We start from the raw sequence: 23,604 nt of genomic DNA, 5'->3' as shown, positions 1-23,604 counted from the left end.
GCTTTCGTTCAACGACGGGCGGGGACAGCCCCGCACCCTACTTCGTGACGAGTGTAACCGCCAAATTTCTACTTAATACCCGCCCGGTTCAGGGCGGCCTGGTAGCGGCGGGCGTTCAGGATATGGTCGCGCTCATTGGTGGCGAAGGCGTGGTAGCCGCTGAAATCCTCCTTGGCGCAGAAGTACAGGTAATCGTTTTCCTCGGGGTGCAGCACGGCGTCGATGCTGGCGATGCTGGGCAGGTTGATGGGCCCCGGGGGCAGGCCGGCGTACTTATAGGTGTTGTAAGGCGAGTCTTTTTGCAGGTGCACGTTCAGCACGCGCTTGATGGTGAAGTCGCGGTTGGCGTACACCACCGTGGGGTCGGCTTGCAGCTTCATACCTTTTTTGAGGCGGTTGAGGTACACGGCCGCAATGCGGGGGCGTTCGTCGGCGTGCTGCTGCTGCTCGGCCTCCACAATGCTGGCCAGGGTGCTCACCTGGGCCCGGCTGAGGTGCTCCTTTTCGCGGGCCGCGTCGCGGGCGGGAGTCCAGAACTTCTCGTATTCCTTCTTCATGCGCTGCATTAGGTTCTCGGCCGACGTGTTCCAGTAAATCTGGTACGTGTTGGGAATGAACATGGTGAGCACCGTGGTAGTATCGAAACCCAGGCTGCGGGTGTAGGCCGGGCTGCTCAGCAGCGAGTCGATGTGGGCGGGGCGGGCGTCGATCTGGCGGGCCAGCTTGGCGGCCAGCTCCTGGCGCAGGCGCACGTTGGCAAACGTGAGCCTGAGCGGCGACTGAATGCCGGCCCGCAGCACGCCGATGAGCTGGCGGTTGGTGTAGCCGTCCTTCAGCTCGTAGCGGCCAGGCTTCACGGCTCCGGGGCGGTCGTACTTCATCAGCTTGGCCACGAAGTGCATTGAGAGCCGGTCCACCACGGTGTTAGTCTTGTCCACTGAGTCGAGCACGGCCTTCCAGTTCTCGCCCCGGTGCACGAGCACGTAGGTGGGCTGGCCCTTGGTTTCGATGTTGGCCGTAAAAAAAATCTGGTAGAAATAGTACGAGAAGCATACCAGGGTCAGGCCCAGAATGGAGACGACGGCGGCGTTGCGGTTGCGGCGGCGCACCGACAGGTCGCGGCGCTCAATGCTTGACAGTTTGGCAGGTTCGGGCATGGGAGAAACGGGGGGCAGCAGAAGTGCAATCCCAAAAGTACGCACCTGCTAGCCGGGTCTCCGGCGGGCCCCGGGGCCCCGGCCCAGAACTTTATGCTGGGATGAAACGAAGTTGTTGCTTACTTTTCCGCTCGTTCTGGGCCCTCGCGGTCCGCTCCTCCCTTGCTCACCACTCCTAACCATATGTCTGCCACGCTCCTTCGCATCCACCCCGACAACCCGCCCCTCAACCGCATCCAGCAGGCTGTGGACGTTCTCCGCAAGGGCGGCGTGATCATTTACCCCACCGACACGGTGTACGGCATCGGCTGCGACGTAACTAATGCCAAGGCCGTCGATAGAGTGTGCCGCATCAAGGGCCTCAACCCCGAAAAAGCCAACCTGAGCTTCATCTGCCAGGATTTGTCGCACATCAGCGATTACGCCCACGGCATCAGCACCACCACCTACAAGGTCATCAAGAAGGCCCTGCCGGGGCCCTTCACGTTCCTCTTCGAGGCCAGCGCAAGCGCCCCGCGCCACGGCGGCGTGAAGCGCAAAACGGTGGGCATCCGGGTGCCCGACAACCAGATTATCCTGAGCCTAGTGAAGGAGCTAGGCAACCCCATCGTGAGCACTTCTGTGCGCAGCGACGAGAACACGCTCGAAGAATACGTGACCGACCCGGACCTGATTTTCGAAAAATACCGGGCCCTGGTGGACCTGGTTATCGACGGCGGCTTTGGTGGCAATGTACCCAGCACCATTATTGACTGCACCAACGACGACTTCGAGCTGATACGCCAAGGCGCCGGCGACATCGAGCAGTACTTACAATAAATGTGAGAGATGTGAAAATGTGGGAGGAATGTGAAAATGAATGAGACAGTAGTTTCGCACTTTTTCTCATTTTCACATTCCTCCCACATTTTCACAATTCATATTTGCCGCTTATGCTTCCAGCGGCGGTGCGTCCAGAGATATTGCTCGGGCGCGGCTTGAATATCCAGCTCCAGCTGCCGGGCGAACGCCTCGGTAATGGGAAATATGCCCTCGGGAGCCGCCGCCACGGCGGACCCCGAGGGCATTTCTGTGAACTTAATTTCGTAGTAGCCCCGCCGCAGCCGCCGGATGCCCACGTACAGCACAGCGCAATCGAACTGCGCCGCCAACCGCTCGGCGCTGCTGTAAAAGCCGGTATCCTGGTGCAAGAAGGTGGTCCAGTAGGGCCGGTCTTCGGGGCCCGCGGCCTGGTCGGTGAGCAGGCTGATGTTGCGGCCGCCGCGGCGGTGTTGCACCAGGTAACGCAGGGTGCCCAGCATGGGCACGGCCTCGGCCCCGGTGCGGGTGCGCACCCGCCGCATGAAGGCTTCAACAAACGGGTTTTTGAAGGGCTTGTATACGCCGGCCATCACGCCGGGCAGCGCCAGGGCCCCACTGCCCAGTATCCATTCCCAGTTGCCCATGTGCGAGCCCAGCGTGATGACGGGCCGCTGCCGCGCCAGGGCCCCGGCCATCAACTCAGGATTCACCCAGGTGGCCCGGCGCGCCAGCTCGGCCGGACTGATGGCGGCCAGCTTTAGAATTTCAACGACGAGCTGGCTGAAATGGCGGTAGAAATCCCAGGTAACGCGCCGGATTTCCGCCTCGCTCTTATCGGGGAAGGAGTTCCGTAGGTTTTCCTGCACCACCCGGCCCCGGTAGCGCAGGCCGTGGGCCAGCAGGTAACACAGCCCGTCGGCCACCACGTACAGGGCCCCCAGCGGCAGGTGGGCCAGGGCCAGCAGCAGCCAATTCAGCGGCGCGTAGTACCAGGGGTAGGGTCGGCCCTGGGGGCCCCTCACCGCGACGCGGCCCCGGCGGGGGCGTACTCGGTGGTGCTGCGCTGGCCGGTGGCGCGGTGGCTGGTGAGCAGCTTTTTGCCGCTGTATACGTCCACCAGCAGCGTGAACTCGCCCTCGGGTAGGGGCCCAAACGGTAGCTGCCCGATGATGGTGGTGGGCCGCCCGGCCTGGGGCGTGAGGGGCGCGTCGGCGTCGGCAGCCGTGCCGTCGGGGGCGGCCAGGTGGTAGTGCAGGCGCAGCGGCTGGCCAGCGGGGGCCCCTTGCAGCTCGGTGTAGAAGTACAGATTATCTGCCCCGCGACCGAAAAAGCCGCTGGGAGCCCGGGTCAGCAGGTAGCCACCACGCAGGAAAGTGTCGTCGCCGTTGCTTTTCACGGCGGGGCGGGCCAGCAGCAGCACGTCACTCAGCGTGGGGCCCACGGGGGCCTCCAGCACCAGCGGGCGCTCCACCACGGCCTCGCCGTTGGCGGCGCGGTACTGGTCGCGCACGGTGCCGCGCAGCGTGTAGTGGCCGTCGGGCAGTGGAATGCGCTTGAGGAAGCTGACCGGGTTCTTCAGGGCCAGCGTGGTGTCATTGATGACCGGCGGCTTCAAAATGACCGTTTCCTTGTAGGCCGGCTTGCCGTCGGCCCTGAGGATTTCGAGCGTGACGGTGGCCGCCGACTGAAACGCCCGGGGGGCCCGTTGCCGGTAGGTGAGCGACTGGGTAGGCACCGTGACGTACACCTCCACTTCGGCGCCTTTTTCCACCTGGTTCAGGTTGCGAAAGCGAGCCACGTCGAGCAGCAGACGCGGCGGGCCGGCCTGGGCGGCCAGCGCCGGGGCTAGGCAAGCCCATAAAATTAGAAGGAAACGCATGGTGCAAAAGTAAAACCCTTAGTTAGCAGTGAGCAGTTATCAGTGAATGTTAAAAAGTAGACATCTTTGACTTTTATCACAAATTGACCACAGGCAACTGCTCACTGGTCATTATTCACTGATAACTGTTCACTAATAAATGCTCGTCCTTTCTGAACTGCCGTACCACCCGCCAGCGGCGTTTTTTGCCGCCTTGCTCCAGGCCGATGGCCTGGTGCTGGAAGCCCAGGAAAACTACCGCAAGCAAACCTACCGCAACCGCTGCCTCATCCGCACGGCGCAGGGTGTGCAGGCCCTCACGGTGCCAGTAGTGGACGGCAACCGCGCCGGAAAAGTCAAAACGTCCGATATTGAAATTGATTATCGCCAAAACTGGGTGCACCGCCACTGGCGCACGTTGCAAACCGCCTACGGCAACAGCCCGTATTTCGAGTACTACGCCGATTACCTGCACGACATCTACCGCACAAAGCCCGCCCGGCTTTTTGAGCTGAACCTGGCCTTCTTACACCTGGAAATGCGCTGCTTCCGCCTTACGTTGCCCATTAAGTTTAGCACCGATTACTGCCTCCCCGGGCAGCCTGCTCCCCCGGGTTGCCTCGACCGGCGCGACTGGCTGAGCCCCAAGGCCGGTAGCCCCGAGCCTGACAGTCCGGCAGCTTTGGGCCTAGTGCGGCCCTATCCGCAGGTGTTTGGCCCAGGTTTTGAGCCCGGGTTGAGCGTCCTGGATTTGCTGTTCGCCCAAGGGCCGGCGGCGGGCGCATATTTAGATTGAAAGTTTAGCAAACTTCGCCCGCCCGTTTTCGTTTCTATTTTGCCCGAACCTTCGCCCGAATTAGCTTGTTTTCAAGCTACCCTGGCCCAGCCCGTTTTCGTCAATTATTTCTATTCCCGACGCGGGACTATCCATTTTTTTCATTACGTTTATCTGCATGGAAGCTAAATTCTCAAACCGCGTCAAGGAAGTCATCTCCCTGAGCCGGGAGGAGGCCATCCGCCTCGGCCACGATTACATCGGCACGGAACATCTGTTGCTGGGCATGATCCGCGAAGCCGAAGGCACGGCCCTCGGCTTGTTGCGCAAGCTGGGCGTGGCCCTCGACGAGCTAAAGTTCTCGCTTGAGCAGGCCACCCGCAATACCGCTACGCAGGGCAACAGCATCACTGGCTCGATTCCGCTCACCAAGCAGACGGAAAAAGTCTTAAAAATCACCTACCTCGAAGCCAAGATTTTCAAGTCGGAAGTCATTGGCACCGAGCACCTGCTCCTCTCGATTCTGCGCGACGAGGATAACATTTCTTCCCAAATTCTCAGCAAATTCAACGTGAACTACGAAACCGTCCGCGATTCGCTGGATTATCACGGCAACGCCGCGCCCGCCGCCAAGGCCCCGGACACCGACGACGACGATAACGACCGTCTTTTTGGTGGCCAGCAAGGCCGTGGCCAGGGCGCTGGCAATGCCCCCGGCGGCGCCAAAAAAGTCGGCGAGAAGTCGCGCACCCCGGTACTCGACAATTTTGGCCGCGACCTTACCAAGATGGCCGAAGACGATAAGCTCGACCCCATCGTGGGCCGCGAAAAGGAAATTGAGCGCGTCGCTCAAATCCTGAGTCGTCGCAAAAAGAATAACCCCATCCTCATCGGCGAGCCCGGCGTGGGTAAAACGGCCATCGCCGAAGGCCTCGCCCTGCGTATTATCCAGAAAAAAGTAAGCCGCGTGCTGTTTAATAAGCGCGTCGTGACTTTGGATTTGGCTTCGCTGGTGGCCGGCACTAAGTACCGCGGCCAGTTCGAGGAGCGCATGAAAGCCGTGATGAACGAGCTGGAGAAGTCGCCCGACGTGATTCTGTTCATTGACGAGTTGCACACCATTGTGGGCGCCGGTGGTGCCTCGGGCTCGCTCGACGCTTCGAACATGTTCAAACCGGCCCTGGCCCGCGGCGAAATTCAATGCATCGGCGCCACCACGCTCGACGAGTACCGCCAGTATATTGAGAAGGATGGGGCCCTCGCCCGCCGCTTCCAGATGGTGATGGTGGACCCCACCACGCCCGAGGAGACGATTGAAATCCTGCACAATATCAAGGACAAGTACCAGGACCACCACCACGTGGTGTACACGGACAAGGCCATTGAGCAATGCGTGATGCTGAGCGACCGCTACATGAGCGACCGTTTCCTGCCGGACAAAGCCATTGATATTCTGGACGAAGCCGGGGCCCGCGTGCACATCAATAACATCGTGGTGCCCGAGGATATTCTCACGCTCGAAGAGCAGATTGAGAACATCAAAGGCGAGAAAAACCGCGTGGTGAAGTCGCAGAAATACGAGGAAGCCGCCAAGCTCCGCGACACCGAAAAGAAGCTGTTGGACCAACTCGAAACGGCCAAAAAGGGCTGGGAAGAGGAAACCAAGAAGAAGCGCTACACAGTGAAAGAGGAAAACGTGGCCGAGGTGATTGCCATGATGACCGGCATCCCCGTTTCGCGCGTGGCCCAGAACGAAAGCCAGAAACTCCTCAACATGAACGAGGAGTTGCAAGGCAAAGTGATTGGCCAGGAAAAAGCCATCAAGCAGCTGGTGAAAGCCATTCAGCGCACCCGCGTGGGCTTGAAAGATCCCAAAAAGCCAATTGGCTCGTTCGTATTCCTGGGCCCTACGGGCGTAGGCAAAACGGAGCTAGCCAAGGTGTTGGCCACGTACTTGTTCGACAAGGAAGACTCGCTGGTGCGCGTCGACATGTCGGAATACATGGAGAAATTCAGCGTGTCGCGCCTAGTGGGCGCGCCTCCCGGCTACGTGGGCTACGAAGAAGGCGGCCAGCTGACGGAGAAAATCCGCCGCAAGCCGTACTCGGTGATTTTGCTCGACGAGATTGAGAAGGCTCACCCGGACGTGTACAACCTGCTGCTGCAAGTGCTGGACGACGGCATCCTGACCGACGGCCTGGGCCGTAAGGTGGACTTCCGCAACACCATCATCATCATGACCTCGAACATCGGGGCCCGTGATTTGCAGGACTTTGGCGCTGGCATCGGCTTTGGCACCAAGGCCCGGCAGGACAATATGGACGAGCTAACCAAGGGCACCATCACCAATGCCCTGAAGAAGACTTTCTCGCCCGAGTTCCTCAACCGCTTGGACGACGTGATTGTCTTCAATTCGCTGGACAAGAAAGACATCCACAAAATCATCGAAATCAGCCTCCGCAAGCTATTCACGCGCGTCACTTCCCTGGGTTACCAAGTGGAGCTGACCGAGAAAGCCAAGGATTTCGTGGCGGAGAAAGGCTACGACCCCAAGTACGGGGCCCGGCCGCTGAACCGTGCGATTCAGAAGTACATCGAAGACCCGATTGCTGAAGAAATCCTCAAAGCCCAAGTGTTGCACGGTGACATCATCACCGCCGACTACGAGGATGGCAAGGACGAGCTCAACTTCTCGGTGAGCAAGAGCGACCAAAAGCCCAACCTGGCCAGCGACGAGCGGCCCGCCGAGGCCCCCGAGTCGCCCGACACGGACAAGAAGTAAGCGCTAAGCGCAACATTAAGAAGCCGGCTCCTGTGAGGGAGCCGGCTTTTTTGTTGCGCCGCTGTTATCTTGACGCGTCATTGACCGGTAGCGGCCGCATTGATTACATCCTAATTTTTCTGATTTTATGCGGATTCTACAACGAGCGGCCATGGCCGGCGCAGGCGCAGCCCTGGCCACCGGGGCCCTGGCCCAGATGGCCCCCGTGGCGGCTCCTAAGCCCAAGGTATTCACCAATTTCGGCACCACGCGAACGGACGACTACTACTGGCTCAACCAGCCGGAAAGCCCGGAAGTGCTGGCCCACCTGAACGCCGAAAACGCTTACTACGACCAGCAAATGGCCGGCACCAAAGCGTTGCAGCAGAAGCTGGTGGCCGAAATTAAGGGCCGCATTAAGGAAGACGATACCTCGGTGCCCTACCGCGACAACGGCTACTACTACTACACCCGCTTCGAGCAGGGCGGCGAGTACCCCATCTACTGCCGCAAAAAAGGCAGCCTGGGGGCCCCCGAGGAAGTGTTGCTGAATGCCAACCAACTGGGCCAGGGCAAGCCTTACTTCCAGCTTGGGGGCTGGGCCGTGAGCGACAACAACCAAGTACTGGCGTACTCAGACGACGTGGTGAGCCGACGGCTTTATTCGCTGCGCTTCAAGAACTTGGCTACTGGCAAGCTCTACCCCGAGAGCATTACCAACACCGGCGGCGAAGCGGTGTGGGCCGCCGACAACAAAACAGTGTTCTACACCAAAAAGGATGTCACCACCCTGCTGCCCTACCAGGTATACCGCCACACGCTGGGCACCGACCCCCAACAGGATACCCTGGTATACGAGGAGAAGGATAACACCTTCAGCGTGGAGGTAAGCCGCACGAAATCAAAGAAGTACATTGGTATTGAGCTGGCCAGCTCGCTGTCGTCGGAGTACCGCTACCTCGACGCGGGGGCCCCGGCGGGCACCTTCAAAGTGCTGGCGCCCCGCGAGCCCGACCACCTGTATGAGGTGGAAAACATGGGCGACAAGTTTTACATCCGCACCAACTGGCAGGCCCCCAACTACCGGCTGGTGATGGCGCCCGTGGCCAGCCCCGCCAAGACCGGCTGGCAGGATGCCCTGCCGCGCCAGCCCGAAGTGTTCCTAGATGGTTTCAACTTATTTAAGGACTATCTAGTGCTGAATGAGCGCCGGGATGGCCTGTTACAGCTGCGCACCATCCGCTGGAAGGACAAGCAGGAACAGAAAATTAACTTCGACGAAGTGGCCTACACGGCCACCATTGGCGTGAACCCGGAGTTTGATACGCCGACGCTGCGCTACAACTACACGTCGCTCACCACGCCGTCGTCGGTGTACGACTACGACTTTGTGACGCACAAGCGCACGCTGCGCAAGGAGCAGGCCGTGCTCGGCGGCTTCAACCGGGCGGATTACGTGACGGACCGGCTGTTTGTAAAGAGCCGCGACAAGGTGATGATCCCCATGTCCATCGTGTACAAAAAGGGCACGAAGCTCGACGGCAGCGCGCCGCTGCTCCAGTACGCCTACGGTTCCTACGGCTATTCCACCGATCCTACTTTCAGCGCGGCGCGCCTAAGCCTGCTCGACCGCGGGTTTGTGTATGCCATCTGCAACGTTCGGGGCGGGCAGGAAATGGGGCGGCAGTGGTTTGAAGACGGGCGGATGCTGCACAAAATGAACAGCTTCAACGACTTTATCGACTGCTCGGAATACCTCACCAAGCCCCACGCCTCGCCCAGCGATGCCGGCCAGCGCCAGTACACATCCACGGCTAAGCTCTTTGCCATGGGCGGCAGCGCTGGAGGCCTGCTCATGGGTGGCATCGTGAACCTGCGGCCTGATTTGTACAAGGGCGTCATCGCCGCCGTGCCATTTGTGGACGTGGTAACCACCATGTCGGACCCCAGCATTCCGCTCACCACCGGCGAATACGACCAGTGGGGCAACCCCGCCGATGAACTCTACTTTAAATACATGCTCTCATATTCGCCCTACGATAACGTGAAGGCCCAGGCGTACCCCAACCTATTGGTGACCACTGGCTTGCACGATTCGCAGGTGCAATACTACGAGCCGGCCAAATGGGTGGCCAAGCTGCGCGCCACCAAAACCGACCACAACCTGCTGTTGCTGCACACCGACATGGCCGCCGGACACGGTGGGGCCTCCGGCCGATTCAAGTCCATTGACGACACGGCCCGGCAATTCGCATTCCTGCTGCTGGTGCTGGGTTTGAATTCCTAAGCCAGCATTCCAGTGGTTTTGCCTGGCCCGCCGCCTATCTTTGGGGCCCTGCTTTTCTCGCTTCGCTCCCACCCACAATGCCCGACCCGCACGTTCACGACGCCCTTTCCAAAACCGATTTACTAGCCCGCAAGAACGAGGAAGCTTTGCTCGGCGGTGGCCAGGCCCGCATCGACTCGCAGCACAAAAAAGGCAAGCTCACGGCCCGCGAGCGGCTGGATTTACTGCTCGACGAGGGCTCGTTTGAAGAAATTGGCAAATTTGTAATGCACCGCGCCCGCGATTTCGGCCTTGATAAAGAGCACTACCTGGGCGATGGCGTGGTGACGGGCTACGGCACGGTGCATGGCCGGCTGGTATATGTTTTCTCGCAGGATTTCACGGTATTCGGCGGCTCGCTGAGCGAAACCCACGCCGAGAAAATCGTGAAGATCATGGACCTGGCTCTGAAGAATGGGGCCCCCGTGATTGGCCTGAACGACTCGGGCGGGGCCCGCATCCAGGAAGGCGTGGTGAGCCTGGGTGGCTACGCCGACATTTTCTATAAGAACACGCTGGCCAGCGGCGTGGTGCCGCAGCTCTCGGCCATCATGGGGCCCTGCGCGGGCGGCGCGGTGTACTCGCCGGCCATTACCGATTTTATCTTGATGGTGGAAGACACGAGCTACATGTTCGTGACGGGCCCCAACGTGGTGAAAACCGTAACCCACGAGAACGTGACCAGCGAAGAGCTGGGCGGCGCCAGCACCCACAGCACCAAGAGCGGCGTCACGCACTTCACGGCCGCCAACGAGGTCGTGTGTATCCAGCAACTCAAGCAGCTGCTGAGCTACATGCCCCAAAACTGCGAGGAAACGGCCCCCGCCCAACCCTACGCGGCCCAGGGCGACGAAAGCCGCCCGGTGCTGGATACCATCATTCCGGACAATGCCAACCAGCCCTATGATATCCGCGAAGTAATTGAGGGTCTGGTGGATGGCGACTCGTTCATGGAAGTGCACAAGAACTTTGCCGAGAACATCGTGGTGGGCTTTGCGCGGCTAGCGGGCCGTAGCCTCGGCATTGTGGGCAACCAGCCGGCGGTGCTGGCCGGCGTGCTCGACATCAACGCCAGCACCAAGGCCGCGCGCTTCGTGCGGTTCTGCGACTCGTTCAACATCCCGCTGCTGGTGCTGGAGGACGTGCCCGGCTTCCTACCTGGCACCGACCAGGAGTGGCGCGGCATCATCACCAACGGGGCTAAGCTGCTCTACGCCTTCTGCGAGGCCACCGTGCCGCGCATCACCGTTATCACCCGCAAGGCCTACGGCGGGGCCTACGACGTGATGAATTCCAAGCACATCGGGGCCGACCTGAACTTTGCCTGGCCCACCGCCGAAATCGCCGTGATGGGCGCCAAAGGCGCGGCCGAAATTATTTTCAAGCGCGAAATAGCCGCCGCCGACGACCCCGCCGCCAAGCTTCAGGAGAAAGTAACCGATTACCAGGAAAAATTTGCCACGCCCTACCGCGCCGCCCACCGCGGCTTTGTAGATGAAGTAATCCTGCCCTCGCAAACTCGCCAGAAGCTCATCCGCGCCTTTAAAATGTTGGAGAACAAAGTGGATACCCTACCACGCAAGAAGCACGGAAACATTCCTTTGTAGTTTGATATTTGCTAGCCGCCTGCGCATTCGATCCCGATAAATGGCTTTTGCGCGAATTTTTTTCACCCTTCAACTAGTTCCGCTGGCTAATTTCTCCGTCAGTCATTGACAACCTGCTTCTTATGCGCCCCGAATCGTTCGATTTTCTCCAGAAATACCTTAATAACCCCTCCCCCACCGGCTTCGAAAAAGAAGGCCAAAAACTGTGGCTGGAGTACATTAAGCCCTACACCGACAGCTACTTCGTTGATACGTACGGCACGGTGGTGGGCGTCGTCAACCCCGAGGCGAAGTACAAGGTCGTTATTGAGGCCCACGCCGACGAAATCTCTTATTTCGTCAACTACATCACCAAGGAAGGCTACTTGTACCTGCGCCGCAACGGCGGCTCCGATCCGTTAGTGGCCCCCAGCAAGCGCGTCAACATCTTCGGTACCAAGGGCATTGTGAAGGCCGTGTTTGGCTGGCCGGCCATTCACGTGCGCAAAGCCGACCAGGACAAGGCCCCCACCATCGAAACAGTGTTCCTGGACTGCGGGGCGGCCAGCGCCGACGAAGTGGAGGAACTGGGCATCCACGTGGGCTCGGTCGTCACGTTCGAGGACGAGCTTATGGTGCTGAACGACAAGTTTTACGTAGGCCGGGCCCTCGACAACCGCATGGGCGGCTTCATGATTGCCGAAGTGGCCCGCTTGCTGAAGGAAAACGGCAAAACGCTGCCCTTCGGCCTGTACATCGTAAACGCTGTGCAGGAGGAAATTGGCCTGCGCGGGGCCGAAATGGTAGCCCACCGCATCAACCCCGACGTGGCCATCGTGACGGACGTGACCCACGACAGCCAGTCGCCGATGTACGACAAAAAGACGGCCGGCGACATTTCCTGCGGCAAGGGCCCCGTCATCACCTACGGCCCTGCCGTGCAGAACAACCTGCGCGACCTCATCATCGATACGGCTAAAGAGCAAGACATTGCCTTCCAACGCGCCGCCGCCACCCGCTCGACCGGCACCGATACCGACGCGTTTGCCTACTCGGGCATGGGCGTGGCTTCGGCCCTCATCTCACTACCCCTTAAGTACATGCACACCACCGTTGAAACGGTGCATAAGGACGATGTGGAAGCGGTTATCCAATTAATCTACGAAACCTTGCTGCGAATTGAGGACGGCCACGATTTCCGGTATTTCGTCTAAACCACGGATTTATCGGATGAATCGGATTTCGGGGACGATTCTGGCTAATTGATTATAGGAAAGGCCGCTTCTTTAGCGGCCTTTCTATTGTTGCATCCATCTCCAAACACCTTAAATAACAGCGCACCAACGAAAATTGCATTTCCTACCAATCGTCCCCAAAACCCGTGGCATCCGACCAATCCGATAAATCCGTGGTTCAGACACCGCTTGCTGTTACCGACCAGCTGGGCCGGCGGGTAGTGGTGCCGTTTCCACCGCGGCGCATCGTGTCGCTGGTGCCGTCTCAAACGGAGCTGTTGTTCGATTTAGGCCTAGGCCAGCAGGTGGTGGGCGTCACCAAGTTTTGCATTCACCCACCGGAGGCCCGCCAACAAGCAGCGGTCATCGGCGGCACCAAAAACTTTGATTTTGCCAAGATTGCTGCCTGCCAGCCCGACCTCATCATCGGCAACAAGGAGGAAAATTACCAGGAGGGCATTGAGCAGCTGGCCGCGCAATGCCCGGTGTGGCTGAGCGACGTGGCCAACTTGCCGGGGGCCCTGCGCATGATCAAGCAAATAGGCCTAATCACGGGCAGAGCCCCGGCGGCCGATACCATGGCCGCTGCCGTGGCCGAGCGGTTCGAGGCCCTATCGGCGGCGGCCCCGGAGCCGGTAGCTTACCTCATCTGGCGCAAGCCCTACATGGCGGCTGCCGCCGGCACGTTCATCGACGACCTGCTGGCACGAGCCGGCTTTACCAACGTGTTTGGGGCCCTGGGGCGCTACCCCGAAATCGCGCCGGAGCAACTGGCCAGCGCCGCGCCCCAGCGCATTCTGCTGTCCTCAGAGCCGTACCCATTTAAGGAGAAGCACATGGCCGAGCTTCAGGCAATCTGCCCATCGGCCCGTATTCAATTAGTTGATGGCGAATTATTTAGCTGGTACGGCAGCCGGCTGCTGCACTCGGCCGCTTACCTCAGCCAGCTTCGCCAGCCATAAAGCCAGCGCCAGCCAGCTCGCTCCAAAACTGCGGGTACGACTTGCGCACCACCTGCGGCGCGGCTACCGCCAGGGGCCCCCGCATGGCCAGCGGCGCGAAGGCCATGGCCATGCGGTGGTCGTGGTAAGTGGCCACGGTTTGGCCCGCCACGCGAAAGCCAGTGGATACGGCCCGGAACACGCCGGGCTCCACCTCCTGCAAATCGCCGCCAAACTTGGCCAGCTCGGTTTGCAAGGCGGCGATGCGGTCGGTTTCCTTAATGCGTAGGCTTTCGAGCCCGGTCATATCGACGGGCAGGGACAGAGCGGTGGCCACCACGGCCACGGTTTGGGCCAAGTCGGGGCAATCGGTGAAATCCAGGCGGAGAATTTCCGGGCCACCCAGCCGGGGCCCCTGGCGCAGTTGCACGCCCTGCTCAGCAGGCAAATACGTGGTTTCGACGCCAAAATGCGCCATGATGCCCGCAATGGCCTGGTCGCCCTGCAATGAGTGCCGCCGCAGGCCCGGCAGCATAATCTCGGAGCCGACGGGCCCCAGAGCTACCAGCGCGTACCAGTAGCTAGCTGCCGACCAGTCGCTTTCCACCGTGTAGTCGGCGGCCTGGTAGCGGCCCGCGGCCACAGTTAGCTGGGTAGCGTCGGCGTTGGTCCGGCACAAGGCCCCAAAGCGGGCCATCAGCGTCACCGTCATAGCTATGTAAGGCCGCGAGCCGACGGCGCCAGTCAGAGTCAGCTCCAACCCACCGGGCAGGTAGGGCCCCACCATCAGCAGCGCCGAAATGTACTGGCTGCTGATGTCGCCGCGCACGCTCAGGCACGTGGGCCCCGCCACGGCCGTACCGGGCGCAAACCCGCCCAGCCGCAGCGGCGGATACCCGTCGTTGGCCTCGTAAGCAATGTCGGCCCCGGCCTGGCGCAGGGCCCCCACGAGCACGCCAATGGGCCGCTCCTGCATTCGCGGGGTCCCGGTCAGCTCGCCGCGCCAGCCAGTTACGGCCAAGTAGGCCGTCAGGAACCGCATGACGGTGCCCGCGTCTTCGGCGCTGAGCTGGTCGGTGCCGGGCGCAGCGGCCAGCAAGGCCTGCATCAGCTGGGTGTCGTGGGCGTCGGACAGGTTGCTGAGCTGGCCGCCGCCGGCCAAGGCGTGCAGAATAAGGGCGCGGTTGGCCTCACTTTTAGAGGCGGGCAGGTGGGCCAGGCCGCGCAGGGGGCGCCCGGGCCAGCGCAGGGAGATGGAAGCGTCGATGGGATTCGTATAGATGATGGATTAGTAGCGAGCCGCGGGGCCCTACAACTTGTGGTAGTAACGCAGGGCGGCCACGATGTCGGCTTCGGTCACGGGCTGGTCGTACACGCCGTGGCCGATGCCCTGCAACAGCGTGCAGTTGATGACGCCGCCGGCGTTCTTTTTGTCTTGCCGGGCAAAATCCGCAATGGCTTCGGTTTCGAGCAGCACGAACTGGATTTTGTCGAATACTGAGAACACGAAGGTTTCGATGCGGTCCAGCTCCTCGGCGCTCAGCAGGCCGCGCTGCACCGAGAGCCAGCTTTCGCAGACCAGGCCCGCGGCCACGGCCTCGCCGTGCAGCACTTCGCGGCCGGGCTGGGTGAGGAGGTAGCTTTCGAGGGCGTGCCCCACGGTGTGGCCGAAGTTGAGCAGCTTGCGGGGCCCCGCTTCGAGCGGGTCGCTGGCCACAATGCGCTGCTTCAGCGCCACCGACTCCCGGATAATGGGCGTCCAGTCGTCAGTGAGCCAGCCCAGGCGGCGTTGCCGCTCAAATGCGTCGGCGTCGGCAATCAGCCAGTGCTTCAGCACCTCGGCGTAGCCGGCCTTCAATTGGCGCGGGTCGAGGGTATCAAGCAACACCGGCGCAATGAATACCGCCAACGGCTCCTGGAACACGCCCAGTTGGTTCTTAAATCCTTGGTAATCAACGCCCGTTTTGCCACCCACGCTGGCGTCTACCTGGGCCAGCAGCGTGGTGGGCACTTGCACAAAGGCCAGCCCCCGCTTGTACAGGGCCCCACAGAACCCGCCCAGGTCCGTCACCACGCCGCCGCCCACGTTCACCAGCAGGGCGTGGCGGTCGGCTTGCCGCTGGGTAAGCGCGTCCCACACTAAGTCACAGGTGGCCAGGGTTTTGAATTCTTCGCCGGCCGGAATTTCAATTATTTGGTGGCCCGGGGGCAGTTGCGCTTCCAGCACCGGCAGGCACAGGCGGGCGGTGTTGGAATCAACCAGTACGAATACCTGGCTGAAAGCCGAGCGGCGCAGATAGGCGGCCAGCTCGGCCAGGGCAGCGGAACCAATGGTGACGGAGGCGTTCATGTGGTAAAAGTCCGCACAAAACCTGGCAATATTCTCAAGCTGTACCGCAATACTTAGCGGACAGGCGGGTAAGGCCATGTTGTGTTTACCAGGTATTTACCCCGTTACTAAAATAGCTATATCCTTGATATTCGAGCAATTGATTAATAAAAGTGTTATCAAATCAAAAGGTAATCTTTAATAAATTTGTCCAGGGTAGTCCCCGAATAGAAAACAAGTGATAATTTGCCCTCAAATTTTAGAGGTATGACCTTCCTTTTTCTCACTTTTTTTCATTCATAATGAAGAAGTTTACTCTTTTATTCCTTCTGGCGATGACCAGCTTGCTGCAGCAGGCTTTCGCCCAGAATCGGAGTATTTCCGGCCGAGTAACCGACCGCACTAACAACCAAGGTCTGCCTGGAGTAACGGTGCTGGCCAAAGGCACGACCATTGGCACGTCAACCAATAGCGACGGCATCTTTGTACTGAGCCTGCCGGCAACGGCGACCACCCTCACGTTCAGCTTCGTAGGGTACACGACAATTGATCAGCCCATCGGCACTTCCGCCACCATCAACGCGACGCTGGCCCCCGATGCCAAGGAACTCGGCGAAGTGGTTGTAACAGCAGCCTTGGGCATTCAGCGGCAATCCGGTCAAATAGGCTATGCCACTGCTAACCTTAGCAGTAAAGAAATCACCCAAGCCCAGCCAACTAATGTGGTCAATGGCTTGACTGGTAAGGTATCGGGCTTACAGATTCAAACCCTAGACAACGGAGTCAACCCGACGCCCCGCGTAACCTTGCGTGGCAGCCGCTCCTTGACTGGTAATAACGAAGCTCTGATCGTGATTGACGGTGTTATTTCGACAAACGACGTGCTGGGAGCCCTGAACCCTAACGATGTTGCTTCTATTTCTGTACTGAAAGGGGCTAACGCGGCGGCATTGTACGGTTCGCAGGCCTCTAACGGCGCACTGGTTATCACCACCAAGAAAGGAGGCATCACTCCTCAGACTACTTTCTCGCACACCTCGCAGCTCGAATCTATTTCGTTTCTACCCAAGTTCCAGACGGAATTCGGTCCTGGGTCTCCCGACTGGTACAACAATTCAGCTAACGGTAAGGCGGGAGTATTCTTCAGGCCAGATAATACTCCGGATAATGGTTATGGGTACCAATACCAGGGCTTCGAAAACCAGCAGTACGGGCCCCGCTTCGACGGTTCTCTACGACCTTTTGGACAAACCCTGGCCGATGGAAGCGTACAAATGCTAGCTTACGAGGCCCGGCCGAATGAGAAACGCAATTTTTTTAACACGGGCTATCAGGAGCAAAGCGGCGTGACGTTCTCGGGTGGCGACGAGAAAACCAAGTTCTACACCTCTTACCAGAACGTGCACAACAATGGCATCGTCCCTAAGGACAAGTTTGATCGCAACAGCTTTCGTTTCAACGCCTCGCGTGAGTTAGGACGTTTGACAGTTGGTTTCAACATTTCGTACTCGCAGCAGGTAACCGATGTCGCTTCGAATCTTGATCGAAATACCTCGGTGTATTGGAATGTGTTCAACACCACGGTACTGGCTCCGCTTACGTCGTACAAAGACTACGTGAACGACAAATATTCTGAGCCGAACTATGGCTACTTCAACGCTTACTATTACAACCCGTACTTCATCCTGGATGCTAACCGCAAAAAGGACCGCCGGAATACGGTACAAGGCGACATCAACTTGTCGTACAAAGTGTCCGACTGGCTGCGCGTGCAGTACCGCTTAGGCACCACTTCCACCGGCCAGACAAGCTTAACTACTCAGAACAAGTTTACACTTGACCCCAATTCGCCCAAGCAAATCTCCAGCTACTCCGGCTTCGTGCAAGACTTGAGCAGCAACCTGACGCGCCTCAACTCGGACTTATTCGTTAGTGCTGATAAAACTTTCGGTAACTACAGCGTGCAAGCTATTGTGGGCAACAACGTGCAACAGCTTGATAGCCGTTACGGCTACGTGGCTTCTACAGCACTTGCCGTACCAGTTGTAGGAGATGGATTTAACCTGGCAAACCGTATTGGTAACCTAGATGGCAGCGATGGACGGGCTCAAAGCCGTTTATACGCCTTCTATGCCGACCTTACCTTAGGCTACAAGGACTTTCTATATTTACATGGGTCGGGGCGTTATGACAACACCTCAGTACTTAGCGCTTCGAACCGTAGCTTCTTTTATCCCGGGGTCGACGCGTCATTCATATTCACCAATGCCATTCCAGCGCTGAAAGATGTTTCTTTCTTGGATTACGGTAAGATTCGGGGCGGCATCACCAAGGTTAGTCAAATTAACTTGCCCAGTGCAACGGGTATTGGCGTCTACCAGACGGGTGGTGCCTACGCACTTAATTCTACCTATGCACCCGGCAGCGGTTTCCCCTTCGGTAATGTAGCCTCTTACTCGGCCAACAACGGTTTGGTACAGCCGGGCCTTCTACCCGAACAAACACGCTCGATTGAAGCCGGCATTGAACTCAGCTTTCTTAAGCACCGGGTTGCGGGTGCTGTCACCTACTACTCCCAAAATAGCGTCAACCAGACGATTACGACAAGTATTTCAACGGCGACTGGCTACAGCACTTTACTGCTCAACGCCGGTGAGGTACAAAATAGGGGTATTGAAGCTGACCTGAACATCACGCCAATTCGCCTTGACAATGGCTTCAGCTTTACGGTTGGTGGCAACTTCAACTACAATAACAACGAAGTAATTTCGCTGCCCAACGGACTCCCGCAACTGAATCTGTCTGGCAGCGGCGTTGGCGGACAAACTGGCAACGCCGACTTATACGCCATTCCTGGGCAGCCTTTCCCTGTAATACAAGGAACGTACTACGAACGCACCAGTGATGGCCTCGTCAAGATGATGAAAGTAACCGACCGGAGCGATGGCACCTTAACCCGCTATGCCCCTGTGAAGGCTGCCGATACCAAAATCTTTGGCAACACCCAGCCCAAGTATAAGTATGGTTTCAACACCAGTTTTACTTACAAAGGGTTAACGTTGGCTGGGCAGGGCGAACTTCGCACGGGTTACGTGGTATACAATGCTATCGGTGAAAACCTCGACTTTACGGGAGGTGGTCAGCGTAGTGTAACATACGGGCGGAAGGATTTCGTCTACCCAAACTCGGCCATTTCTAACGACGGCGGAGTCACTTACGTCCGCAATACGGCTGGCTTGACCCCGGGCGGCTCAGAGTTCTGGGCCAATACTCCCAACTGGAACACAGGAGTAGCTGAAAACTACGTTACTTCCGGTATGTTCTTTAAGATTCGGGAAGTGTCGTTGAGTTATATAGTTCCGGTTGCCTTGGTATCGAAATTTGGTTTGGTGAAGGGAGCTTCGGTAAATATTTTTGGACGAAACGTATTCACGTATGTGCCGAAAGAGAATATCTACACCGACCCTGAGTTCAGCGGTGCGGCCGTTGGCAGCAACGCAGTTGGTATCAACACTATTTTGCAAACTCCCCCTACCAAGTTTTACGGGGCTAGCATCAACGTAACTCTTTAATCTGATCTGTCCAATGAAAATATTTTCTAGAGCTTTAATGGCCGTGGCGCTTACCGCCGCAGTGACCGGTTGTAAGACGTTTCTTGACATTAACACTAACCCCAACCAGCCAACCTCGGTAACCCCGGACGCAATCTTGGCTACCGCGCTGGCCACCACTGCCGCGAATTATACAGGCTCAAACCCTAGCACTGGTGTTAGCTACAACAGTTACGCAAGCTTTGCTGCTGATTACTGGGCTAAGTCGGGTACGGTTAGTGGTTTCTCTGAGGAGCGAACGTACAATTACTCTTCCACTTACTACCAAGGCTTGTGGAGTGGTACCTACGGTAACCTGAACAACTACAATCTTATTCAGCAAAGCGGCACTGCAAACGGTTACCCCAACCACGCAGCAATCGCCCGCATTATGAAAGTGTATAACTTTTTGCTACTAGTGGACGAGTACGGGGATATTCCTTACACGAATGCGTTGCAAGCAGCAGGAAATACAGCTCCTTCCTACGATAAAGCATCCGATATCTACAAGGATTTTATTGTGCAGCTGAAAGGTGCAGTTGCGGATATTAATGCGGCAGCTGCCGTTACCGGCGCTCGCACGGTGGGGTCTGAAGACATTGTATTTCAGGGGAATATGACGAAGTGGAAACAGTTTGCTAACAGTCTCCTGCTTCGCATCCTGCTTCGTGAGTCTCAGACCACTGACGCCACAATAAATGCATCTGTTGCAACGGAGATGATGGCTCTGCAAAGCGCAGCTGATGGCTTCATTAAGACAGATGTGGTGGTCCAACCCGGCTATGCGGCCAACTCGAATCAGCAGAACCCATTTTATGACCGCTATGGGTTCAGTGTAGGCCTCACTGCTCCCACCACGGAGTACAGCTTTGTAATGCCCACCGGCTATGTCATCCGGCAGGATACCCTAAACGCAGACCCACGCATCTCGCAGCTCTATAACACTGGCAAGAGTCCTGGCTACGGCGCCACTACTTACGTTGGAGCTAATGCAGGCGAAGGCACCTCTCCTACCTTTATTCCTACTAATGACATCGTTGGTTCGCGCTTTCTACAGGGCGGCACTTTCTTACTAGGCCCCAATGCTCCAACCGTGCTCATGCTCTTATCAGAGCACCTTCTTTCGAAGGCTGAAGCCGAAACGCGCAACCTAATGGCGGGCGGCCAAGCCGCTGCCAAAACGGATTACCTCAATGGTATTGAAGCGTCGTTTTTGTCTACTTATCGGGATGCTGTTACCGCTCCTGGTACGATAGCCGGCGCGACCACGGCAACCCCCGGCGTAGTACAATATAACACGTACATAGCAGCTAATACCACCAACCCGTTAGTGAACTACGAACTAGCTGCTACCAATGGTAGCTTGGGTAAACAGTCGGTTATTCTTTACCAAAAATATCTCGCTGAAAATACCGTCGCTAGTACTGAGGCGTGGAATGATTATCGCCGCGCTGCACAACCTAAAATTGAGATTTCGTTGCAAGCTGGCTCTAACCCATTCCCCAAACGCCTGTTCTATCCGCAAACTGAGGTGAACACTAACCTGTCAAACATTCCGACCGGCACTACTCAGTTCACGAAAATCTTCTGGGACGTAGTTGATTAACGTACTGGTACTTGCTTAAATAAAAAAGGGCTGCTCTCACGAGCAGCCCTTTTTTTTACCTGTTTTGCGCATAAGTACTTGGCTCTTTATTACAGCCCGGGGCCCAAGTGCAGAGAGCCCTCGGCGGGGGGGCCGTTCAGCACTTCGGTTTGCTTGCGGATGCTTTCGAGGTGAACCAGTTTGTAGAGTTCGCCCACGAAGTTCTTATTCAGGTGCAGCGTTTCGGCCCAGGCCGAACGGGTCGCGAAGATTTCCTTCCAGCGGTCGAACTGGAGAATCTTGACGTCATTGGCTTTCTTGTACTCAGCTAGCTCCTCGACCAAAGCCATGCGGCGGGCCAGGGCCTCTATTATTTCGCGGTCGGCCACGTCCATCTTCTGTCGTAGCTCGTCGGCTTTGGCTTGGTAGTCTTCGTTGCTGGAAGAGCGGCGGCGGTACTTTAACTCGCTGAGGATTTCGCCCAGTCGCACGGGCGTCACCTGCTGCTCGGCATCGCTGAGGGCGTGGTCGGGGTCGGGATGGGTTTCGATCATTAGGCCGTCGTAATCCAAGTCCAGCGCCTTTTGAGCAATGGGCAGCAGCAAGTCGCGCCGGCCGGCCATATGGCTGGGGTCGCAGATGAGCGGGATGTGCGGAAAGCGGGTTTTCAACTCGATAGCCAGCATCCAAGTGGGCGGGTTACGGTACTTGCTGGGCGCAAATGTGCTGAACCCGCGGTGGATGGCCGCCACATCGGTGATGCCAGCGCGCGCCAGTCGCTCCAGGGCCCCGGCCCACAGCGACACGTCGGGGTTCACCGGGTTTTTCACCATCACCGGCACCCCGGTTCCGGCCAATGCATCGGCCAATTCCTGCACCGCGAAGGGGTTGGCGGTAGTACGGGCCCCAATCCAGAGCACCTGGATGCCGTGGGCCAGGGCTTCTTCCACGTGGCGCGGCGTGGCCACTTCAATGGCCACGGGCAGGCTGGTTTCCTGCGTCACGCGTTGCAGCCACGGCAGCGCCGCCGCCCCGGCGCCCTCGAACGAGCCCGGGCGGGTGCGCGGCTTCCACACCCCGGCCCGGAACAAATCGATGTTGCCCAGGGCCTGCACGCCGCGGGCAGTGGCCAGGGTTTGGGCCTCAGTTTCGGCCGAGCAGGGCCCGGCAATGAGAAGCGGCCGGCCCTTACGGGCCAGCAAACGCGTAAAAAAAGTAGTCGGGGACGCCATGATTTCCATATCACCGCAAAGATGGGGCCCTACCCGTGAAACGTTCGGCTACCAGGCTGCTATTTAGCGGCTATCTTCGTACCCGCTGGGGCCTCTCGCTACCCGCCACAATTGCTACTGTATGACCACTCCCACCCTGGTTTCCCCCGTCTCGTTCGACAATACCGAGATTGCCTTCGCGGCTAAATCAGACGCCCAGCTGCGCAAAATGTACGGGTTGTTTGCGGCCATGAACAACAACGACCTCGTTAAGACCGGCAGCGGCCTGATGCAAGCCGCGCTGAAATGGGGCCTGCCGGGCACCAAGTTTCTCATCAAGCACTCCATTTTTGAACAGTTTTGCGGGGGCGAAACTATCGCCGAATGCCGCCCGGTAGTGGCCGCCCTGGGGCGTTACGGCATCGGCACCATCCTCGATTATTCGGTGGAAGGCGAGGGCAACGACGCCAGCTACGACCGCACCCGCGACGAGTTGCTGGCCACCCTTGAAGAGGCGAACCGCTCGGCGCACATCCCTTTTTCGGTGTTCAAAGTAACGGGCGTGGCCAGCGCAGCCATCCTGGAGAAGATTCAGGCGGGGCAGGCCCTGACCGTTGCCGAGCAAACGGCCCACACCCGCGCTGTGGCCCGCGTGGAAACCCTCTGCGACCGGGCCCATCAGTACGGCATCCGGCTGTTTGTTGACGCCGAAGAAAGTTGGTTCCAGCACACCATCGACGCGCTGGCCGATGAGATGATGGCCAAGTACAACCGCGAGCAAGCCATTGTGTGGAACACCTACCAGTTCTACCGGCACGACCGCCTGGAGGCGCTGCAAACCGCCCACGACGCGGGGGCCCAAGCGGGCTTTTACGTGGGCGCCAAGCTGGTGCGCGGGGCCTACATGGAAAAAGAGGCCCGCGTGGCTCGGCAGCGTGGCTACCCCACGCCCATCAACCCCAGCAAGCAGGCCACCGACGACCTCTACAACGAAGCCCTACGCTACTGCGTGCAGCACGTGGCCCGCATCAGCTTTTGCGCTGGTACCCACAACGAGGCTAGTTCGCTGCTGCTCACCCAACTGATGCAAGAGGCGGGCCTGGCCCCGGGCGACGTGCGCGTTTGGTTTGCCCAGCTCTACGGTATGAGCGACAACCTCAGCTATAACCTGGCCTATACTGGCTACCACGTAGCTAAGTACTTACCCTATGGCCCCATCGAATCGGTAATGCCGTACTTGCTGCGCCGCGCCAACGAAAATACGGCCATTGCTGGCCAAAGCAGCCGTGAGTTTTTGCTGGTGCGGCGCGAGTTGCGCCGCCGCCGGGGCCGGTAACGGGGCCCCAGCGCGTAGCTTGGCATCACAATTGCCTTCAGTAATGCGCCGGTCGCGGCCGGAATCGTCCGGCCGCTCCGTTTCCGAACCGTGGTGCCATACCCCTGCGTGGG

16 protein-coding genes are annotated in these 23,604 nt (G+C 58.6%); 10 read left to right on the top strand and 6 right to left on the bottom strand.

Going from position 1 to position 23,604, the window contains the following annotated elements; genetic code table 11:
* Positions 1–68: 68 nt before the first annotated feature.
* Complete coding sequence (gene mltG, locus DDQ68_RS20960; RefSeq protein ID WP_109658037.1) at positions 69–1,157, bottom strand: endolytic transglycosylase MltG; 1,089 nt, start codon at positions 1,155–1,157, stop codon at positions 69–71.
* Positions 1,158–1,340: 183 nt separating this feature from the next.
* On the opposite strand from mltG, the gene DDQ68_RS20955 reads away from it, so the two are divergent.
* The gene (locus DDQ68_RS20955) at positions 1,341–1,976 is read left to right on the top strand and encodes an L-threonylcarbamoyladenylate synthase (protein ID WP_109658036.1); all 636 of its coding nucleotides are present in this window, start codon (positions 1,341–1,343) and stop codon (positions 1,974–1,976) included.
* 98 nt (positions 1,977–2,074) lie between these two features.
* Here the strand turns inward: DDQ68_RS20955 and DDQ68_RS20950 are convergent, their stop codons facing one another.
* Both DDQ68_RS20950 and DDQ68_RS20945 read right to left on the bottom strand, forming a co-directional pair.
* Positions 2,075–2,980 (bottom strand): lysophospholipid acyltransferase family protein, encoded by a 906-nt coding sequence (locus DDQ68_RS20950; RefSeq protein ID WP_245897163.1) that lies wholly within the window; start codon positions 2,978–2,980, stop codon positions 2,075–2,077.
* Positions 2,977–3,837: a hypothetical protein gene (locus tag DDQ68_RS20945; protein ID WP_109658035.1), complete on the bottom strand. Its 861-nt coding sequence runs from the start codon at positions 3,835–3,837 to the stop codon at positions 2,977–2,979. Before DDQ68_RS20945 ends, DDQ68_RS20950 begins: the two co-directional genes overlap by 4 nt.
* A gap of 139 nt (positions 3,838–3,976) precedes the next feature.
* Between DDQ68_RS20945 and DDQ68_RS20940 the strand changes: the two genes are divergently transcribed.
* From DDQ68_RS20940 to DDQ68_RS20915, 6 genes are all read left to right on the top strand, one after another.
* Positions 3,977–4,612 (top strand): WbqC family protein, encoded by a 636-nt coding sequence (locus DDQ68_RS20940; protein ID WP_109658034.1) that lies wholly within the window; start codon positions 3,977–3,979, stop codon positions 4,610–4,612.
* Between the two features lie 157 nt (positions 4,613–4,769).
* Entirely contained in the window at positions 4,770–7,373 is a 2,604-nt protein-coding gene (locus DDQ68_RS20935) for an ATP-dependent Clp protease ATP-binding subunit (RefSeq protein ID WP_109658033.1), read from the top strand.
* A gap of 127 nt (positions 7,374–7,500) precedes the next feature.
* Positions 7,501–9,639, top strand: a complete 2,139-nt coding sequence (locus DDQ68_RS20930; protein WP_245897161.1) for a S9 family peptidase — start codon at positions 7,501–7,503, stop codon at positions 9,637–9,639.
* A 77-nt stretch (positions 9,640–9,716) separates the two neighbouring features.
* On the top strand, positions 9,717–11,285 hold the full coding sequence (locus DDQ68_RS20925) for an acyl-CoA carboxylase subunit beta (protein WP_109658032.1): 1,569 nt from the start codon (positions 9,717–9,719) through the stop codon (positions 11,283–11,285).
* A gap of 122 nt (positions 11,286–11,407) precedes the next feature.
* Positions 11,408–12,478: a M42 family metallopeptidase gene (locus DDQ68_RS20920; RefSeq protein WP_109658031.1), complete on the top strand. Its 1,071-nt coding sequence runs from the start codon at positions 11,408–11,410 to the stop codon at positions 12,476–12,478.
* Positions 12,479–12,645: 167 nt separating this feature from the next.
* Positions 12,646–13,461 (top strand): ABC transporter substrate-binding protein, encoded by an 816-nt coding sequence (locus DDQ68_RS20915; protein WP_245897155.1) that lies wholly within the window; start codon positions 12,646–12,648, stop codon positions 13,459–13,461.
* Here DDQ68_RS20915 and DDQ68_RS20910 read toward each other — a convergent pair.
* Both DDQ68_RS20910 and DDQ68_RS20905 read right to left on the bottom strand, forming a co-directional pair.
* A complete protein-coding gene (locus tag DDQ68_RS20910; RefSeq protein WP_245897153.1) occupies positions 13,439–14,602 on the bottom strand; it encodes a 3-phosphoshikimate 1-carboxyvinyltransferase in 1,164 nt (387 codons plus the stop codon). The two genes, DDQ68_RS20915 and DDQ68_RS20910, sit on opposite strands and share 23 nt — an antisense overlap.
* Positions 14,603–14,749: 147 nt before the next feature.
* Entirely contained in the window at positions 14,750–15,790 is a 1,041-nt protein-coding gene (locus DDQ68_RS20905; RefSeq protein ID WP_109658029.1) for a 3-dehydroquinate synthase, read from the bottom strand.
* Positions 15,791–16,071: 281 nt separating this feature from the next.
* On the opposite strand from DDQ68_RS20905, the gene DDQ68_RS20900 reads away from it, so the two are divergent.
* Positions 16,072–19,341: a SusC/RagA family TonB-linked outer membrane protein gene (locus DDQ68_RS20900; RefSeq protein ID WP_109658028.1), complete on the top strand. Its 3,270-nt coding sequence runs from the start codon at positions 16,072–16,074 to the stop codon at positions 19,339–19,341.
* Between the two features lie 13 nt (positions 19,342–19,354).
* Positions 19,355–20,965: a SusD/RagB family nutrient-binding outer membrane lipoprotein gene (locus DDQ68_RS20895; RefSeq protein WP_109658027.1), complete on the top strand. Its 1,611-nt coding sequence runs from the start codon at positions 19,355–19,357 to the stop codon at positions 20,963–20,965.
* 89 nt (positions 20,966–21,054) lie between these two features.
* Here DDQ68_RS20895 and DDQ68_RS20890 read toward each other — a convergent pair whose 3' ends face one another.
* A complete protein-coding gene (locus tag DDQ68_RS20890) occupies positions 21,055–22,176 on the bottom strand; it encodes a chorismate mutase (protein ID WP_109658554.1) in 1,122 nt (373 codons plus the stop codon).
* Positions 22,177–22,297: 121 nt separating this feature from the next.
* Between DDQ68_RS20890 and DDQ68_RS20885 the strand changes: the two genes are divergently transcribed.
* A complete protein-coding gene (locus DDQ68_RS20885) occupies positions 22,298–23,491 on the top strand; it encodes a proline dehydrogenase family protein (RefSeq protein ID WP_109658026.1) in 1,194 nt (397 codons plus the stop codon).
* The last annotated feature ends 113 nt before the right edge of the window (positions 23,492–23,604 follow it).

The sequence above is a fragment of the Hymenobacter nivis genome (assembly GCF_003149515.1).
In the GTDB taxonomy this organism is placed as follows: domain Bacteria; phylum Bacteroidota; class Bacteroidia; order Cytophagales; family Hymenobacteraceae; genus Hymenobacter; species Hymenobacter nivis.
Note: the sequence above shows the minus strand (reverse complement) of the source record. Positions and strands in the feature narration are given on the sequence as shown.

What these genes read in the sequence shown, in the direction of transcription:
- mltG (WP_109658037.1), bottom strand. Translation starts at nt 1,157, where the DNA reads ATGCCCGAACCTGCCAAACTGTCAAGCATTGAGCGCCGCGACCTGTCG.
- DDQ68_RS20955 (WP_109658036.1), top strand. Translation starts at nt 1,341, where the DNA reads ATGTCTGCCACGCTCCTTCGCATCCACCCCGACAACCCGCCCCTCAAC.
- DDQ68_RS20945 (WP_109658035.1), bottom strand. Translation starts at nt 3,837, where the DNA reads ATGCGTTTCCTTCTAATTTTATGGGCTTGCCTAGCCCCGGCGCTGGCC.
- DDQ68_RS20940 (WP_109658034.1), top strand. Translation starts at nt 3,977, where the DNA reads ATGCTCGTCCTTTCTGAACTGCCGTACCACCCGCCAGCGGCGTTTTTT.
- DDQ68_RS20935 (WP_109658033.1), top strand. Translation starts at nt 4,770, where the DNA reads ATGGAAGCTAAATTCTCAAACCGCGTCAAGGAAGTCATCTCCCTGAGC.
- DDQ68_RS20930 (WP_245897161.1), top strand. Translation starts at nt 7,501, where the DNA reads ATGCGGATTCTACAACGAGCGGCCATGGCCGGCGCAGGCGCAGCCCTG.
- DDQ68_RS20925 (WP_109658032.1), top strand. Translation starts at nt 9,717, where the DNA reads ATGCCCGACCCGCACGTTCACGACGCCCTTTCCAAAACCGATTTACTA.
- DDQ68_RS20920 (WP_109658031.1), top strand. Translation starts at nt 11,408, where the DNA reads ATGCGCCCCGAATCGTTCGATTTTCTCCAGAAATACCTTAATAACCCC.
- DDQ68_RS20905 (WP_109658029.1), bottom strand. Translation starts at nt 15,790, where the DNA reads ATGAACGCCTCCGTCACCATTGGTTCCGCTGCCCTGGCCGAGCTGGCC.
- DDQ68_RS20900 (WP_109658028.1), top strand. Translation starts at nt 16,072, where the DNA reads ATGAAGAAGTTTACTCTTTTATTCCTTCTGGCGATGACCAGCTTGCTG.
- DDQ68_RS20895 (WP_109658027.1), top strand. Translation starts at nt 19,355, where the DNA reads ATGAAAATATTTTCTAGAGCTTTAATGGCCGTGGCGCTTACCGCCGCA.
- DDQ68_RS20890 (WP_109658554.1), bottom strand. Translation starts at nt 22,176, where the DNA reads ATGGCGTCCCCGACTACTTTTTTTACGCGTTTGCTGGCCCGTAAGGGC.
- DDQ68_RS20885 (WP_109658026.1), top strand. Translation starts at nt 22,298, where the DNA reads ATGACCACTCCCACCCTGGTTTCCCCCGTCTCGTTCGACAATACCGAG.